The 13,843-nt window shown below is 73.7% G+C and carries 10 protein-coding genes; 2 read left to right on the forward strand and 8 right to left on the reverse strand.

Annotated features, from left to right (window positions below; genetic code table 11):
- Window positions 1–457: 457 nt before the first annotated feature.
- Window positions 458–1,225 carry an RluA family pseudouridine synthase gene (locus ACFHW0_RS30100; protein WP_416613018.1) on the forward strand — a complete coding sequence of 256 codons (768 nt, stop codon included), beginning with the start codon at window positions 458–460 and terminating at the stop codon, window positions 1,223–1,225.
- Window positions 1,226–1,542: 317 nt separating this feature from the next.
- Complete coding sequence (locus ACFHW0_RS30105; protein ID WP_121397644.1) at window positions 1,543–2,493, forward strand: alpha/beta fold hydrolase; 951 nt, start codon at window positions 1,543–1,545, stop codon at window positions 2,491–2,493.
- Here the strand turns inward: ACFHW0_RS30105 and fxsT are convergent.
- From fxsT to ACFHW0_RS30145, 8 genes are all read right to left on the reverse strand, one after another.
- On the reverse strand, window positions 2,487–6,398 hold the full coding sequence (gene fxsT / locus ACFHW0_RS30110; protein ID WP_416613019.1) for an FxSxx-COOH system tetratricopeptide repeat protein: 3,912 nt from the start codon (window positions 6,396–6,398) through the stop codon (window positions 2,487–2,489). The genes ACFHW0_RS30105 and fxsT overlap by 7 nt on opposite strands.
- A complete protein-coding gene (locus tag ACFHW0_RS30115) occupies window positions 6,395–7,606 on the reverse strand; it encodes a TIR-like protein FxsC (RefSeq protein WP_416613020.1) in 1,212 nt (403 codons plus the stop codon). The genes fxsT and ACFHW0_RS30115 overlap by 4 nt, the downstream gene beginning before the upstream one ends.
- Window positions 7,593–8,270, reverse strand: a complete 678-nt coding sequence (locus ACFHW0_RS30120; protein ID WP_393171995.1) for a TIR-like protein FxsC — start codon at window positions 8,268–8,270, stop codon at window positions 7,593–7,595. The genes ACFHW0_RS30115 and ACFHW0_RS30120 overlap by 14 nt, the downstream gene beginning before the upstream one ends.
- A gap of 77 nt (window positions 8,271–8,347) precedes the next feature.
- Window positions 8,348–9,145, reverse strand: a complete 798-nt coding sequence (locus tag ACFHW0_RS30125; RefSeq protein WP_416613023.1) for an aminoglycoside N(3)-acetyltransferase — start codon at window positions 9,143–9,145, stop codon at window positions 8,348–8,350.
- Entirely contained in the window at window positions 9,142–11,487 is a 2,346-nt protein-coding gene (locus ACFHW0_RS30130; RefSeq protein WP_416613024.1) for an FxsB family cyclophane-forming radical SAM/SPASM peptide maturase, read from the reverse strand. The genes ACFHW0_RS30125 and ACFHW0_RS30130 overlap by 4 nt, the downstream gene beginning before the upstream one ends.
- A gap of 243 nt (window positions 11,488–11,730) precedes the next feature.
- The gene (locus ACFHW0_RS30135; RefSeq protein ID WP_416613021.1) at window positions 11,731–12,633 is read right to left on the reverse strand and encodes a DUF4231 domain-containing protein; all 903 of its coding nucleotides are present in this window, start codon (window positions 12,631–12,633) and stop codon (window positions 11,731–11,733) included.
- A gap of 82 nt (window positions 12,634–12,715) precedes the next feature.
- The gene (locus ACFHW0_RS30140) at window positions 12,716–13,162 is read right to left on the reverse strand and encodes a SitI3 family protein (protein ID WP_416613022.1); all 447 of its coding nucleotides are present in this window, start codon (window positions 13,160–13,162) and stop codon (window positions 12,716–12,718) included.
- A 12-nt stretch (window positions 13,163–13,174) separates the two neighbouring features.
- Window positions 13,175–13,600, reverse strand: a complete 426-nt coding sequence (locus ACFHW0_RS30145; RefSeq protein ID WP_416613025.1) for a hypothetical protein — start codon at window positions 13,598–13,600, stop codon at window positions 13,175–13,177.
- Between the last annotated feature and the right edge of the window lie 243 nt (window positions 13,601–13,843).

Consider the following 13,843-nt stretch of genomic DNA (forward strand, 5'->3'; position numbering starts at 1 on the left):
CTCCACGTACTGGGTCACGGTTGGATTCCTCCCAGGTCCGGACCGCGCTCTCCGCGTCGGTCTGCCTCGACCCCCATGTGCGTTTTCACGGTAGAGTCCGACAACCCGTCATATTTCTTCTAACGTGCTCGCCTCGCCGTTGGTCCGCCTCGTGCGGCGAAATACGGAGATGGCGTGGTCGGTTCGGGTTGGCGACCCCCGCGTGTACCGCACGAGGGGTCGTGCCGGTCTCCCGCACGGTCCGCGCCGCCCGCGCGACGCGGTGCCCCCGGGGCACGCGCCGCCCGCGCGACGCTCGGCCCCGGACGCGATGTCGGAGGGCGCCGTCGCCGGGTTGATATCCTTCGCCGTGCCGGCCCACCTGGCCGGCTCGACCCCGCTCCGCGCGTCACCGATGTCCCGGGCGCGGCCGTCGGCGACACGGAGCAGCTCAGCACAGTCGAGAGCCGAGGCGATGATGACCACCTTCAGTTGGTCGGAACTTCGGCGCGATCCCATCCACGAGGACGACCATCTGCTCGTGCTCGACAAGCCGCCGGGCATCTCGGTGATGGGCGAGCGGCACGCCGAGTCCCTGACCGACCTGGCCGCCGCCGCCGGGGAGCCGGTGCACTGGGTGCACCGCATCGACAAGGTCACCTCGGGGCTGCTGCTGCTGGCCAGGACGCCGTCGGCGCACGCCTCGCTGACCCGGCAGTTCGCCAACCGGGGCGCCGACAAGCGCTACCTGGCCTGGGTCGAGGGGGCGCGGCTGCCCGAGACCGGCACCATCGACCTGCCGCTGCGGCCGGGCCGCAAGGGCACCATCCGGATCGCGGGCGAGCGCGAGGCCATCCGCTACGACGCCGACCGCCACCGCTTCGCGCTGCCGGAGTCGGCCGTCGACCGGTCCAAGCCCTCCTACGAGTCCCGTACCGACTTCGTCACGGCGCTGGTCAGCGGCGACCGTACGCTGCTGGTGCTCAAGCCGGTCACCGGTCGGCGCCACCAGATCCGCGTCCACCTGGCCTGGCTCGGCTTCCCGATCGTCGGCGACCCGCTGTTCCACCGTGGGCAGGAGGACCAGCGGACGTACCTGCACTCGTGGGGCTGCGAGATCACCTGCGACTGGCGGGACGAGCCGCGTACCCGGTTCTGGGCCGCGCCCGGCGAGGAGTTCCTCGACGTCTTCGCCGACGGCCGGAAGCCCCGGCTCGACGACGCCCTCGATGCGCTCGCCGGCTGACCCGGCGCGGCGGCGCCGCTGCTCCGGGCCGGCCCCAGGAGGGCGGTGGCCGACGACCGGGTGGACCGGTGCGGGGCCGCCCCGGGCGGACCGGATCACCCGACGGGCGTCCCGGTCGGCGGGCCAGCCGGAAGTTCCAGCCCAGGTGGGCCGTAGGTGTCGTTTCAGACAGATCCGGCCCCATGTTCCCGCTCAGCATAGCGGCGCGGCGGGCCCGACCATTAGGCTCGATTGTTGAGTGGAGCCGTCCGACATCGTCTCTACTCGATGCCGGGTTGCGAGTATTGGCTGGTTGCGGCACCGAAGGGCAGGACGGAGTGACCCGAGACGGCGAGCCAGGGGCCGACTTCGCCGAACGCGAGGACAGCAGACGCGTGGCGTACGAGGTGACCGGCGCGCCCGACGGCTTCCCCGTCTTCCTGCTCCACGGCACGCCCGGCAGCCGGCGTGGCCCGAAGCCCCGTGGCATCGTCCTCTACCGCATGGGCGTCCGGCTGATCGCCTACGACCGGCCCGGCTACGGCGACTCCGACCGTCGGGAGAACCGCGACGTCGCCGACGCCGCCCGCGACGTCGAGGCGATCGCCGACCACCTGGGCGTGGAGGAGTTCGCGGTCGTCGGGCGCTCCGGCGGCGGCCCGCACGCCCTCGCCTGCGCGGCCGACGCTCGGCTGCGCGGCCGGGTGACCCGGGTGGCGGTGCTGGTCAGCCTCGCCCCGTGGAACGCCATCGAGTTGGACTGGGTCGGCGGCATGAACACCGGCAACGTGCGCGGGTTCGGCGCCGGCAGCCCGGACACCGCCGCCGTGGTGGAGGAGATCCGCCAGCGCGCCGAACGGGCCGCCGCGGACCCACGGCTGCTCCTCGCGGACCTGAAGACGGAGATGAGCGCGGCGGACCGCCGGGCGGTCAACGACCCGGCGCTGCGCCGGCTCATCACCGACACCTACGCGGAGGCGCTCCGCTCCGGGCCGTACGGGTGGATAGACGACGTGCTGGCGTTCCGCCGCCCCTGGGCCTTCGACCTGCGGGCGATCGACACCGCGGCGACGCCGGTCCGGCTGTGGCACGGCGCCGACGACAACTTCGCCCCGGTCAGCCACGGCCGCTGGCTGGCCGCGCAGATACCCGGCGCCGAGATGGAGGTCCGGCCCGGGGCGGCGCACTTCGACGCGGTCGAGGAGCTGCCGCGCATCCTGCGCTGGCTCGTCGACCCCGACCCCGCGCTGAGCGCCGACCTGCTGATCGGCGCGCGGCCCGGTCAGTAGGGGTGCGGGTCGAGCACCCGCCGCACGTACCGCCCGTCGCGGAGCACCACGACACTGGGGTGGTGCTGCCCGACCCGGTTGGCGAGCCGGTCGGCAATCCGCATCCGCCCGATGCTCACCCGGCCCCCGGACAACGCCTGGTTGACGGTCTCCAGGTTGCCCCGGGCCCGCAACGTGTCGGGATGCTCGGGCCCGAGGACCTCCGCGAGCTGCTCCACCACCGCCAGCAGCCGGTCGCGTCCCCGCTCCGGCTCCCCGGTGAGGATGGTGAAGACCGCGAGGTTGTTGGCCGCCGCCATGGTGAACGGGTGCCGGTCGCCGAGCGCGGCGAGCATCGCCGCCGCAGCCGCCTCGGTGAGCGACAGGCTGGTGCCCGTGTCGCCGGCGTCCCACTGGGCCACGCCCAGGTTGACCCGACAGACCAGCGAGTACGGGTGGTCGGCGCCGAACACCCGGACGAACTGCTGCTCCACCTCGACCAGCTCCGCGAGGGCCTGGGCGTTCTGCCCCTGCAACATCAGGTTGGCCGTCCGGCTGAGCCGGCTGAACAGGGTGTCCGGGCTGGCCGGCCCGAGGGTGGCCAGCAGCCGCTGGTAGGTCTCGTCGAGCAGCTGGGCCGCCTCGGCGATCTCCCCGGTGCTGCGCAACGACACGGCCAGGTTGGCCTGCGCGGTGAGCAGGTCACGGGACTGCTCGCCGAAGAGGTTGCGGTAGCCGGTCACCACGTCCCGTAGCAGCGCCACGGAACCCTCGTAGTCGCCGGTCTCCCGCAGGTCGCGGGCGAGGTTGTTGGCCGACACCAGGGTGTTCGGGTGCTCCGGCCCGAGGACGACCCGCAGCCGCCGGTTGGTGGCCTGGTCACCTTCGAGCGCCTGGTCGAACATGCCCATCAGCCGGTAGGACACGGCCAGGTTGTTCGCCGCGGTCAGGGTCCGCCGGTGATCCTCGCCGAACACCTCGACCGATGCGGCGTACGTCCGCAGGCTGCGCTCCAGAGCCTCCCGGTATCGGCCCAGGGTGCGCAGGTCGGCCCCGTAACCGCCGGCGGTCATCAGCGTGTGGGGGTGGCTGTCGCCGATCAGCTCCTCCTGCTGGTGCAGGGTGTCCTCGTCCAGCCGGAGGGCCTCGTCGAACCGCCCGAGGCTGCGCAGCACGTTCGCCCAGTTGAACCGCAGGTGCAGCAGTTGGACGCGCAGCTTGCGGTGCTCCGGCCCGTCGGGCGGCAGCTCCGCCAACAGCCCAGACCAGACGGCCTCGGTCTCCCGCGCGTACCGTTCGCCCTGCTCGTACCCGCCGCTGACGTAGATGTAGCGGACCCGGTCGATGACCAGTTGCCGGACGTCGTCGTCCCGGCAGGAGATCGCGTCGGAGCCGTCGAGGTGCGGCCAGAGCATCCGGAACCGCTGCCGGTTCGCCGGGTCCTCCACCTCGCCCGGCGGTCGCGACCCGGCGAGGATCTGGTGCACCTCGTGCTTGGCCGTGACCAGTTCGTCGTCGGTCATCCGGGCGCGCAGCGCGGTCTGCAACAGCCGGTGCACCTGCACCCGGTGGGCGTGCGGGTCCAGCTTGATGAGCGCGAGCTTGTTCATCCGCTGCACCAGCGTCGCCGCGATGTCACGTTCGGACACCCGGTCGGCGACCCGCGCGGCGACCACCGGGTCGTGCGGGGCGATGACCCGCGCCACCCGGTCGCTGTAGAGCAGGTCGAGGGAGATCTCCGGGGCCAGCACCGACGCGAGCTGGAGGAGACGGTACGCCCCCGGGGAACCCTCCCTCAGCCGCTGCAACGGGAGGTCCCAGACCTCCGTCTCCAGGCCGGTGCGGCGCAGCCCGGCCAGGTACTCCTCGACCGGCGTGCGGGTGTCGGCCAGCCACGCCCCGACCGTCGCGACGAAGATTGGCACGTTCTCCACGGCGTCGGCGACCCGCTCGGCCTCGGCGACGCTCATCAGGTGCTCGCCGAGGCGGGCGCGCAGGTGCGCCACGCTCTCCGCCCGCTCGAACTCGTCGACGTCCACCGCCCGCGCCAGGTCACCCCAGTCCGGGTTGCGGGTGGTGACCAGCACGTGTCCGTTGCCCTGCGGCAGGTACGGCCGGACGTCCTCGTACTGGTCGGCGTTGTCGAAGATGAGCAGCCAGTGCGGCGGCGGGCTGCCGTCGGGGCGGCGCTCGGTCTGACCCAGCCGCTGCCGCAGGGCACGGTTGGTCTCCGGGATCGTCGTCTGGCTCGGCAGGCCCAGCTCGTCGCTGAGCTCCGTCATGATCACGTCGACGAACTGCGGCGGGTCGGCGGCGACCCACCAGATGATGTCGTACGCGCCCCGGAACCGGTGGGCGTACTCGATGGCGAGCTGCGTCTTGCCGAGACCGGGGCCGCCCCGCAGGGCGACCGGGGTGCCGCTGCCGCCCGACGCCCTCAGCTCCTCACGGAGCCGGCGCAGCAGGTCCTCGCGCCCGGTGAAGCGGGCGTTGCGGGCCGGCGCGTTGAAGACCGTCGCGCGCACCCCGGGGAAGCGGGCGGGGCGCAGGCCGGCCGGGCCCACCGTGCGTCCCACCAGCTTCAGCAGGTGGGTCGCCGCGTCCTCGGCGGTGAGGTCGTGCACGGCCGTCCAGCTGCCCACCGGGACGTCCGGGACGGGCGGGGTGTCGTCGACGTGCACGGCCAGCCAGTTCGGCGCGGCCCGGTCGCCCCCGGTGTCGGAGCGGGCACGCCAGGCCGCCAGGTAGGCGCGGGAGACCAGCCGGACCTCGCGGAAGGCCGTGCCCGTCTGCTCGGGTGCCGGCCCGTCCAGGGAAGCGGTGACCACCCGCAGGTCCGCGGAGTTCAACACGGCCTGCGCCCACTCCGCCCAGACCTGGTCCTCGGGCACGTGCCGCAGGAGGATCAGCTCGTCCACGACCGTCGGCTTGCGTTCGAAGCGCTGCACCGTCTGGCGACGCAGCTGGTCGTCCATCCGGGGCAGGCCGGTGATCCTGCCGTTGGTGATGTGGCTGGTCAACGTCTCGTACGCGGACAACAGGGTCGTGCGCCCGCCCGGCTCGTCGCCGAAGGTCGCCAGCGTCTCCTCGTAGGCGTAGTACGCGCGGTAGGGCACCTCGACGGTGAGCCAGTACGCCTGCCGCTCGCTGTCGGTCATACCACCCGGCAGGCCGGCGAACTTCTGCATGGCCAGCGACCGCCCGGCGTCCCGCTTGCCCTTCTCCCCGTCGTCGACCCGCATCGGCACGGGCAGCACCCGCCGCGCCCGACGCCCCTCGTAGTCGCGGACCCGGGCGGCCACGGCCGCGGCGCCGTCGATGCCCTGGTCGCTGAGGGTGAAGCAGTCGACCAGGACGTCGGGCAGGTGGATGGTGCAGATCTCGGCGACGTCGCTGATCCCGGTGCGGCTGTCGATGAGGGCGTAGTCGTAGTGCCGCTTCATGTCCTCGCGCAGCGCGTCGAAGAACTGCGCGCCGCCGAGCCGGTTGTAGAAGTTGTCCCAGTTCAGGCCGGTCACGCTGGTCGCGTAGTCGGGATTGTGCCGGCCGGCCAGGAGCAGGTCGAGGCTGCCGCCGCCGGGGAACTCCCAGCTCACCGAGAACGCGTACCGGTGGACCCGCGCGTACTCCCGGTGCCAGTCGCCGGGCCGGGGGTCGGCGCCGGTCTCCTCGCGCCGGCGGGCGTTCTCCCACTCGTAGTCCAGGATCAGGTCCATGACGCCGCCGGTGGTGGCGACCTGCTCCGCGTCGAGGAACGGGGCGTAGAACCGGTGCAGGCCGGGAGACTCCAGGTCCCAGTCGGCGACGAGCACCCGCTGGCCGTTCGCGGCGAGGATCCAGGCGGTGTTGGCCAGCGCCATCGTGCGGCCCGTGCCGCCCTTGTAGGAGTAGAAGGTGATGACCTGCCCTTCGCGCGATGGCGTCATCGCTCGTCCTTCCCTCGCGTCGTGTCGAACGGCCGCACCGGCGGCAGGCTCGCGCCGGACCCCGGCGGTCCGTCGAACGGCCGGGCCGGGCGCAGGCTCGGCCTCGGGGTGACCGGCCCGTCCGGCGGGTCGACCGGGCCGTACCGCAGGAACTGCTTGCGGGCCTCGGTCACCAGCAGCGGCGTGCAGCGCTCGAATTCGTCGATCGCCCGTACCGGCATGACCCGGGGGAACCCGGCGGCCTGCAACGCCTCGGAGACCGACTCGGGTGCCGTCGCGCCACGCTCGTGGTCGGCGGCGATGACCAGCGGGACGACCCAGCGGGGCAGGTCGTCCAGCGCCGAACGGATGCCGGCGGCACCGGTCGCGGCGTCCACCAGCACGACGGTGGGGCTCTGCGGCGCCAGGGCCCGGGCCGCCGCCAGGTCGACCACCCGGGTGGGCAGACCGAGCCGCTCGGCGGTCGCGGCGACGTAGTCGGCCACGGCCAGCTCGTGCTGCCCGGCGTAGGGCCGCCACCGTGCGTGGTCGGTGAGGGTGGTGACCACCAGCGCCGGGCCGACGCTGTCGGGCACCGGGTGGCTGGACAGCGTCGCCGCCCGGGACCGGGCCAGCGGCTGCGTCTCGGTCACCGTGACGATCTGCTTCGCCAGTGCGTCGAGGACCCGCCGGTACAGGTCGTGGTAGGCGCTGAGCTTGCAGAGGGCGCGCAGGCCGTTCTCGGCGTAGTCGGCCCGGTCGCCGGCGTGCGGAACCAGGTCGAGGGCCCGGGTGGTCTCCGGCCGCTCGCCCCAGGACGGCAGCGGCAGCCACAGCACCGGCACCAGGTGCCGCTCCGCCTGCGCCGGGGTGAGCCGGGTGAGCCGGCTGCGGAACGACTCGCGTTCGCCCAGGGCCCACGCGTTGCGGAAGTAGTTCGGTGAGTGCAGCGGCACGAAGACGTGCGCGAGGCTGAGCGCGTCGGTGAGCGTCTGCCTGAGGTCGGCCCCCGGGTTGACCTGGCCGTCGAAGAAGCCGGCGTCGAGGTCGCCGCTTCTCGTGGCAGCGTGCCGGACGGCGGTGGCCAGGTCGTTGAAGAACCGGTTGACCCAGTAGTCGGTGTCCGGCCGGACACCGGCCGACAGCGGCACCGAGTGGGCGTAGCTGAGGAAGAAGTAGGTCTCCCGGCGAGATGCGCCCCGGGGCGGAACGGGGTCAGACCACGTCATGTCCGCCCTCCTCGAACGTGGTGCGCAACTGCCGCACGTCGGTCGGGACCTGCGCCTGCACCCAGTGCGTCCGATAGGCCCGGGCGACCCGCTGCGCCAGCCGCCAGACCACCGCGTCGTAGGCGGCCTTGCCGGTGTCGCCGAGGCTCAGCAGACCGTAGATGCCCTCTTCGTGGTATTGCGGAGCGATCTCCGGGGGCAGCCGCGTGGGGGTGAACATCTGCCTCCGCGACACGGCCGCCGGCAGCCGGCGACGCTCGACCAGTGACCAGTTGACCGGGATGACCGGCGTCTCCCCCGCCGACGGCTCGGCGCCCGGCCGGGTCAGTATCGGCCGGCGGGTGAACGCGTCCCACTCCCGGGCACACCAGTCGCTGTTGAGGTAGTGAGTGGAGATCAACGGGATGAAGACCTGGCAGTGCCCGGCGGCGAAGGCGAGGTCGTCGGTCCACACCTGCCCGCCGTCGAGCATCCGGTCCATGAATCCGGCCGTTCGTCCCGGGCCGAGGCCGAGCAGCTCGACGACGTGGTCGGAGAGGTCGACGAAGAGCTGGAAGACCTTCTGGTTGGTGTCCCGGGGAGCCGCGACCTGGTTCTTCTTGTGGGCGTAGCTGAGAAAGAACACGGGGGCGCTCTCGTCCTCCCAGAACGTGCCCTCTGTCAACTGAGGCTCCCGACCGGTGCGGCGACTCCCGACCGTCCACAGTATCGACCGTGGCCAACCCTCCGCTGCCCCGCTCGTCACCGCCGGTGCTCATCCATCCACCCCCGGGCGAAGTCGACGGCCACCCGGATGTCCGTGAGCCGACAGTCGGCGCCGCCGACCGGCCCGCGCCGCACCGCGCCGGTGTCCGTCAGGGCCCGGCCGATCAGCGGGAAGTCGGTGTCGCGGAGATCGAGGGCCCGGAAGTCGCGCCGGACCCGCCGCCCGGCGGCGTCGCGCACGTAGCACCGGTACGCCCGGTCGGCCGGCGGCCGGCGCAGCCGGTACTCGGCCAGGTGGAACGCCGTGCAGGCCGACCAGTCGACGCCGAGCAGCAGCACCACGGCGTCGGCGGCGTAGAGCGCGCCGAGGGGCGAGCGTTCGCCGAGGTGGCAGTCGAGGTCGTGGACGGCGGTCAGCCGGGCCGCCTCGGGGCCGAGGGCGGCGAAGGAGGTCTGCGGGTGGCGGCTCCGGGACGCCCCCGGCTGCCGGCGTACGTGCTCGGCGAAGATCCCCATGCCCTCGGCGGGACTGCGCTCCCGGTCGAACGGCACGATGGCCGCCTCCGCCGCCGCAACCCCGGCGGCGCCCATGCCGGCGGTCGCCGCCCGGAACGCCCGCGAGGTGGTGGAGTTGCCGGCTGTCTGCGCCGGTACGACCACCGTGCCCGACCCGCCCAGCACGTCGGACAGGGCGGCCAGCAGCGCGGCGGGGCCGCCCGCCACCCGACCGACGCGGGACAGGGCGCAGTGCACCAGCACGATGGCCCCCGGCCGCAGTCCCAGCGCGCGCAGGTCCGCCGTCAGCGTGTCCCGCCCGAGCGGGCCGGGGGTCACGCCCACCCGTCCACGGTGGCGCGCATCCCCCCGACGAACCGCTCGCCGGTGGCGGTCAGCGCGCCGAGGCCGAGCAGGGCGTCGAGGGCCCCGGCCGTCCAGTCCCGGTAGCGGTGGAAGTGGCCCCCGGCGGCCGGCCCGGGGCGGTGGCGCCACACGTCGGCGACCGCCAGGTGGGCGTAGACGCCGTGCAGCACGCCCTCCACCGGGCGCGGGTCGTCCCGCCACGGCACCCGCAGCGTCCGGGCGTCGTCGCGGTCGAACAGGTCGCAGACGTCCAGCACCGCGCTGAGCTTGAGGTGCTGCACCTCGTGCACCAGCAGCACGGCGAGGGTGGCGTCGTCGGGTACGCCCGTGACGGCCACCGCGCCGAAGGCGGCACCGGCGGCGGCGCTGCGGAACCGGCCGGTCGGTTCCGCGCGCAGCGGCACGACGGCCCGCAGCAGGGTGCGCACCCCCGCCGCGTAGCCGACGGTCTCGGCGTCGATCCGGCGTACCGCCCGCTCCACCTGCCGCGTCCACCGCGTCGCGGCGGCGCCGGACAGCCGCGGTTGCACCGGCAGGTCGTAGCAGTCCCGGTGCGGATCGGTGTCCTCCACCAGCAGCCGGTGCCCGTCGATCCGGACGGAACGCACCGGCAGCCAACCGTCCGGCCCGTCCTCGCCGATCGAGCCGTCGTCGCGGCCCGCGTCGGCGGTGACCCGCCGGCCGGCGAGCCGCACGTCGCCGTCGTCGGTGACGAGCCGGACGACGCCCCGCTCGCAACCGGCGGCCAGCGCGCCGAGCGTCGGCAGACTGACCACCCCGTCGCGCACCGGGACGGGCAGGTCGGCCCGGACCCGGGCGCGGACGGCGGCCGCCGCGGCCACGCAGGCCAGGTAGGACAGCTCGGCCGCCCCGTCCCGGCAGCGCCCGGCCCACCGGCGTACGAAGGGGTGGGTCAGCACGGCGCGGACGGCGTCGGGGTGCGCGTCGTCCAGGTGGACCAGCAGCCGCCACCCCTCGGCCGCCACCGGGTCGCGCGCGGCCCGCTCGCTGAGCGCTACCAGCAGGGCGCGCGCCAGCGCCAGGTGGACGGCGGCGAGCTGCGCGGCCGAGCCCGTCGTGCCCGCGCCGGTGGCGAGGTCGTCGAGCACGCGCGGGCTGAGCTGGTCGGCGGGCCGGGCGGGTTCGTCGGCGACCGGGGCCGTTGTCACCACCCGGACGAGTTTCAGCAGGTCCGGGCAGTAGACGGACGGGTTGTCGAAGCCGGCTCCGGCGCGGTACCGGTGGGCGTAGAGCCCGCCGCCGCAGTGCCCGACCACGGGGCACGCGCGGCAGGTCGCGCAGAGACCGGCAAGACCGGTCTGCCGTACGGCGATCGCCGGATGGGCCGCGGCGTCGTCCACCCGGTGGCGGAAGACGTCCAGGCCGGTGGCCGCCGCGCCGTCGAAGGCGGACTTCAGCGAGTCGACCTGCTCGAAGGTGCCGTCGGTCTCGACGACGACCAGGTCGGCCGGGCCGAGCCCGACCGCCTCGCTGCGGCTGCCGTGCCCGGACGCGGTGGAGAGCAGGGACTCCAGCAGACGGATCGGCACCGGACGCCCGTCGGCCAGCCAGCGCCGGTGGACGGCCAGCAGCCAGTCGGCGTACGGGGTGGCGAGGCCGTCGGGCCGGGCGGGCGGGTTGTCCCAATTGGCGTGCGGCAGCAGGAAGTCGACGTGCGGCGGCTCCTCGGCGAGCAGCGCCTCGTACACCCGGACCGGGTCGTTGGCGAGGTCGACGGTGCAGAGGATGCCCGCGTAGCTGCTGCGGTACGCGGGGCTGCGCAGCAGCGACAGCGCCCGCAGCACCTGGCGGTGGCTGCTCGACCCGTTGGCGTGGCGGCGGTGCCGGTCGTTGGCGGCCCGGTCGCCGTCGAGCGAGATCCCCACCCTGACGTCGTGGGCGACCAGCACGTCGCAGGTCGCCGGGGTGAGCAGCACACCGTTGGACTGCATCCGCAGGTCGAGCCGGGCCACCGGGCCGATGACGCGCCGCAGGGTGCCGGCGGTGGAGTCGAGCCGGGCGGCGCCGGCGAGCAGGGGCTCGCCGCCGTGCAGGACCACGCGTACGGCGTCGAGCCGGTGCGCCGCCGCGTGCTCCGCGATCCGCTCGGCGACGGCCGTCACCGTGGCGGGGTCCATCACCCGGGGCTGGCGCCGCCAGGACTGGTCGGGGTGTTCGTAGACGTAGCAGTGGTCGCAGGCGAGGTCGCAGCGGCTGACCAGCTTCAGCACGTACTGCGTCAGCGGGGCGACGTGCCCGGTCGGCTGCCCGTCCGGCCCGGCCGGCTCAGATCGCAGAGCTGAAGGCCGCGACATCGACACGCGCCGGACGGTCCTCCCTCCGGCCGGCCACGTGCGCGACGGACCGGGCCCGGTCGAGGGAGATCCGGCCGAGCGGGGTACGGCGGAGGTCGTCCAGTGGCGGTGGGGTCGGATCGGGCTGGCGTACGGTGCGCTCCACGTCGGTTCCCCCATTTGAAGTCGGGAGTGGACGGACGGCCGCCCACAACGACGGTCAACGACGACTATCGACGATGCTATATGGCACAACCTGTGATGTCACGGCTGCGCAGCGCCATCCTGCTCGATCATCCTGGCCATCCAGCCCTCGTTGGACAGCGAGATGATGCGCTCCGCCTCGGCGACGAACGCGTCGTCGTCGGCCCAGCCCAACCCGGCCTCGCGGACCGTGCGCAGCCGGGTCAGCTGGTCGGCGGTGCGGGCGTACTCGATCTGGTGGTGCTCGTACTGCTGGGCGGAGCCGTAGCCCACCAGCGCCGTGGTCACGGCCGCCGCGACACCGATCCAGGCGGTGAGCCCGAGGTTGTCGCCGAGCACCCCGACCGCCGCGGAGACCAGGGCGGCGGCGATCGTGAGCCCCGTCGCCGCGTACCGGACCCGCCGCGCGGCGCGGGCCATCCGGCGGGCCGCCGGCAGGTAGTAGGCGTCGACCTGCCGCTGCATCCGTTCGGTCACGTACGTGGCCACGTCGGAGACCGCCGGCAGCGGACGGGCGGCCGGCGGCGCGTCCAGGGTGCGGCCGACCAGGTCGCCGGCGTCGTCCATGAGCGCGTCGAACCGGCCGAGCAGGACGGCGTCCCGGTCCGCGCCGCCGAACGGGGCGACCCCGGCGAGGTAGCGGTAGGTGTCCGCCTTCAGCGCCTCGGAGACCGAGCGGAGCCGGGTCCACGCGTGCACCGCGTCCCGGGAGGACCACCGTGCCGCCAGCGGCACCACGAGCAGCGCCGCCGCCGCGACGATCGCGAGCGCCCGCCCCGCGCCGGGGTGGGCGTGCCCGAGCTGGTTGGCGAGGGTGCCGCACACGGCGGCCCCCACGGTGAGCGCGGCGATGGTCAGCCGTGCACGGGTGATCGCCCGCTTGGCCTCGCCAGACGCCCGTGACCAGGCAGCCTGCCGCTGCCAGACCGTCGCGACCGCTGCCGGGACATCGAAGTTCGCCACGATCCGATGGTAGGGCGGCCGCGCTCGCGCCAGGGGGACCCGGAATGGCCGGAGCCGACCCGACGGTCGGCGGGTCAGCGGGTCAGCGGGGCAGGAAGCTGTCGTACGCCTCGTCGTACCAGTCGGCCTCGTTGTGCCGGCGGATCGTGCCGTTCACCCGGGTCAGCATCAGCCAGTTGTCGTTGAGCACCAGCGCCGCGTCCTCGGGCCGGCCGGCCAGCACCCGGCCCACGGTCTGCAACATGCGCGGCCTGCCGAGGTCGCTCAGCGTGTCCTTGCGCATGTGGAAGCCGATGTCGACGTGGTTCTCCGGCTCCCACGCCCACACAGCCCCGTCCGCCTCCGCCTCGTAGTACCCGTGGCTGCCCGACGTGATGCTGACGGCGAAGCCGCACTCATCGTTGAGATTGGCGCTGAGCAGGCGGTTGCCGGCCGGCGTCGGTGTCTCGGCGGCGTCCGGAGCGGCGAGTTCGGCCACCAACTCCAACGGGATGTCGCCGGCGAGCGTCAGTCGATAGGTGATGGACATGTTCGGCCTTCCTCAGTCCCGCCGGACGATCTCGATGATCGTGCCGTTCCGTGTGACCGCCACCAGTTCCTTCAACGCCGGTACCGGCCAGTCGTCGAACTGTTTCTGCAGGGCGGCGAGGTCCCCCCCCCGCCAGTCCTGGAGATTCAGCACCACCCGCTGCGTCTGGGCGTCCGTGATCTTCCTCGTGACCGCGCTTCCGATGGCACGGACCGAGGTGGTGGGACCGGGAGCGTGGCAATCGAAGACTTGCCCTTCGACCAGGTAATCCGGTGACCTTCCCGGATCGACGACATCGCCGGTGTTCCGCTGCGCATCGACGATCTCCTGCTTCGTCGGGTTCTGGTGCACCCGGTAGCCCCTGTCGGCGATCAGGTCGGCGGCCTCGTTCTCCAGTTCCAGGCTGCGGCGTTCCGTCGGTCTCTCCTTGGCCCGGATCGGGGTGCGTCGGCCGGTTGGCGTGCCGCCGGGGGTGCCGGTGGCCGGCTTGCTCCATGGCGCGGGGCTGTCCGTGCGGCCTTCGTTCGTCGGGCCCACCTGCCTTGGGCCTTCGGGTGTGGGGCCGTGGTCGGCGGTGTCGTTGTCGTCAGCCGGGGGCGGCGGTGGGGGTGGGGTCTGTGGTGGTGGGGCTGGCCGGGTGGTGCCGCCAGCCCCGGTCAGTTTCCCGCCGACCCCAGTTGG

It is taken from the genome of Micromonospora sp. LOL_025, assembly GCF_048060285.1.
Taxonomy (GTDB): Bacteria; Actinomycetota; Actinomycetes; order Mycobacteriales; family Micromonosporaceae; genus Micromonospora.

Excerpts from the sequence above, each read along its gene's own strand:
- ACFHW0_RS30130 (WP_416613024.1), bottom strand. The coding sequence starts at position 11,487 with ATGTCGCGGCCTTCAGCTCTGCGATCTGAGCCGGCCGGGCCGGACGGG.
- ACFHW0_RS30100 (WP_416613018.1), top strand. The coding sequence starts at position 458 with ATGACCACCTTCAGTTGGTCGGAACTTCGGCGCGATCCCATCCACGAG.
- ACFHW0_RS30140 (WP_416613022.1), bottom strand. The coding sequence starts at position 13,162 with ATGTCCATCACCTATCGACTGACGCTCGCCGGCGACATCCCGTTGGAG.
- ACFHW0_RS30115 (WP_416613020.1), bottom strand. The coding sequence starts at position 7,606 with ATGACGTGGTCTGACCCCGTTCCGCCCCGGGGCGCATCTCGCCGGGAG.
- fxsT (WP_416613019.1), bottom strand. The coding sequence starts at position 6,398 with ATGACGCCATCGCGCGAAGGGCAGGTCATCACCTTCTACTCCTACAAG.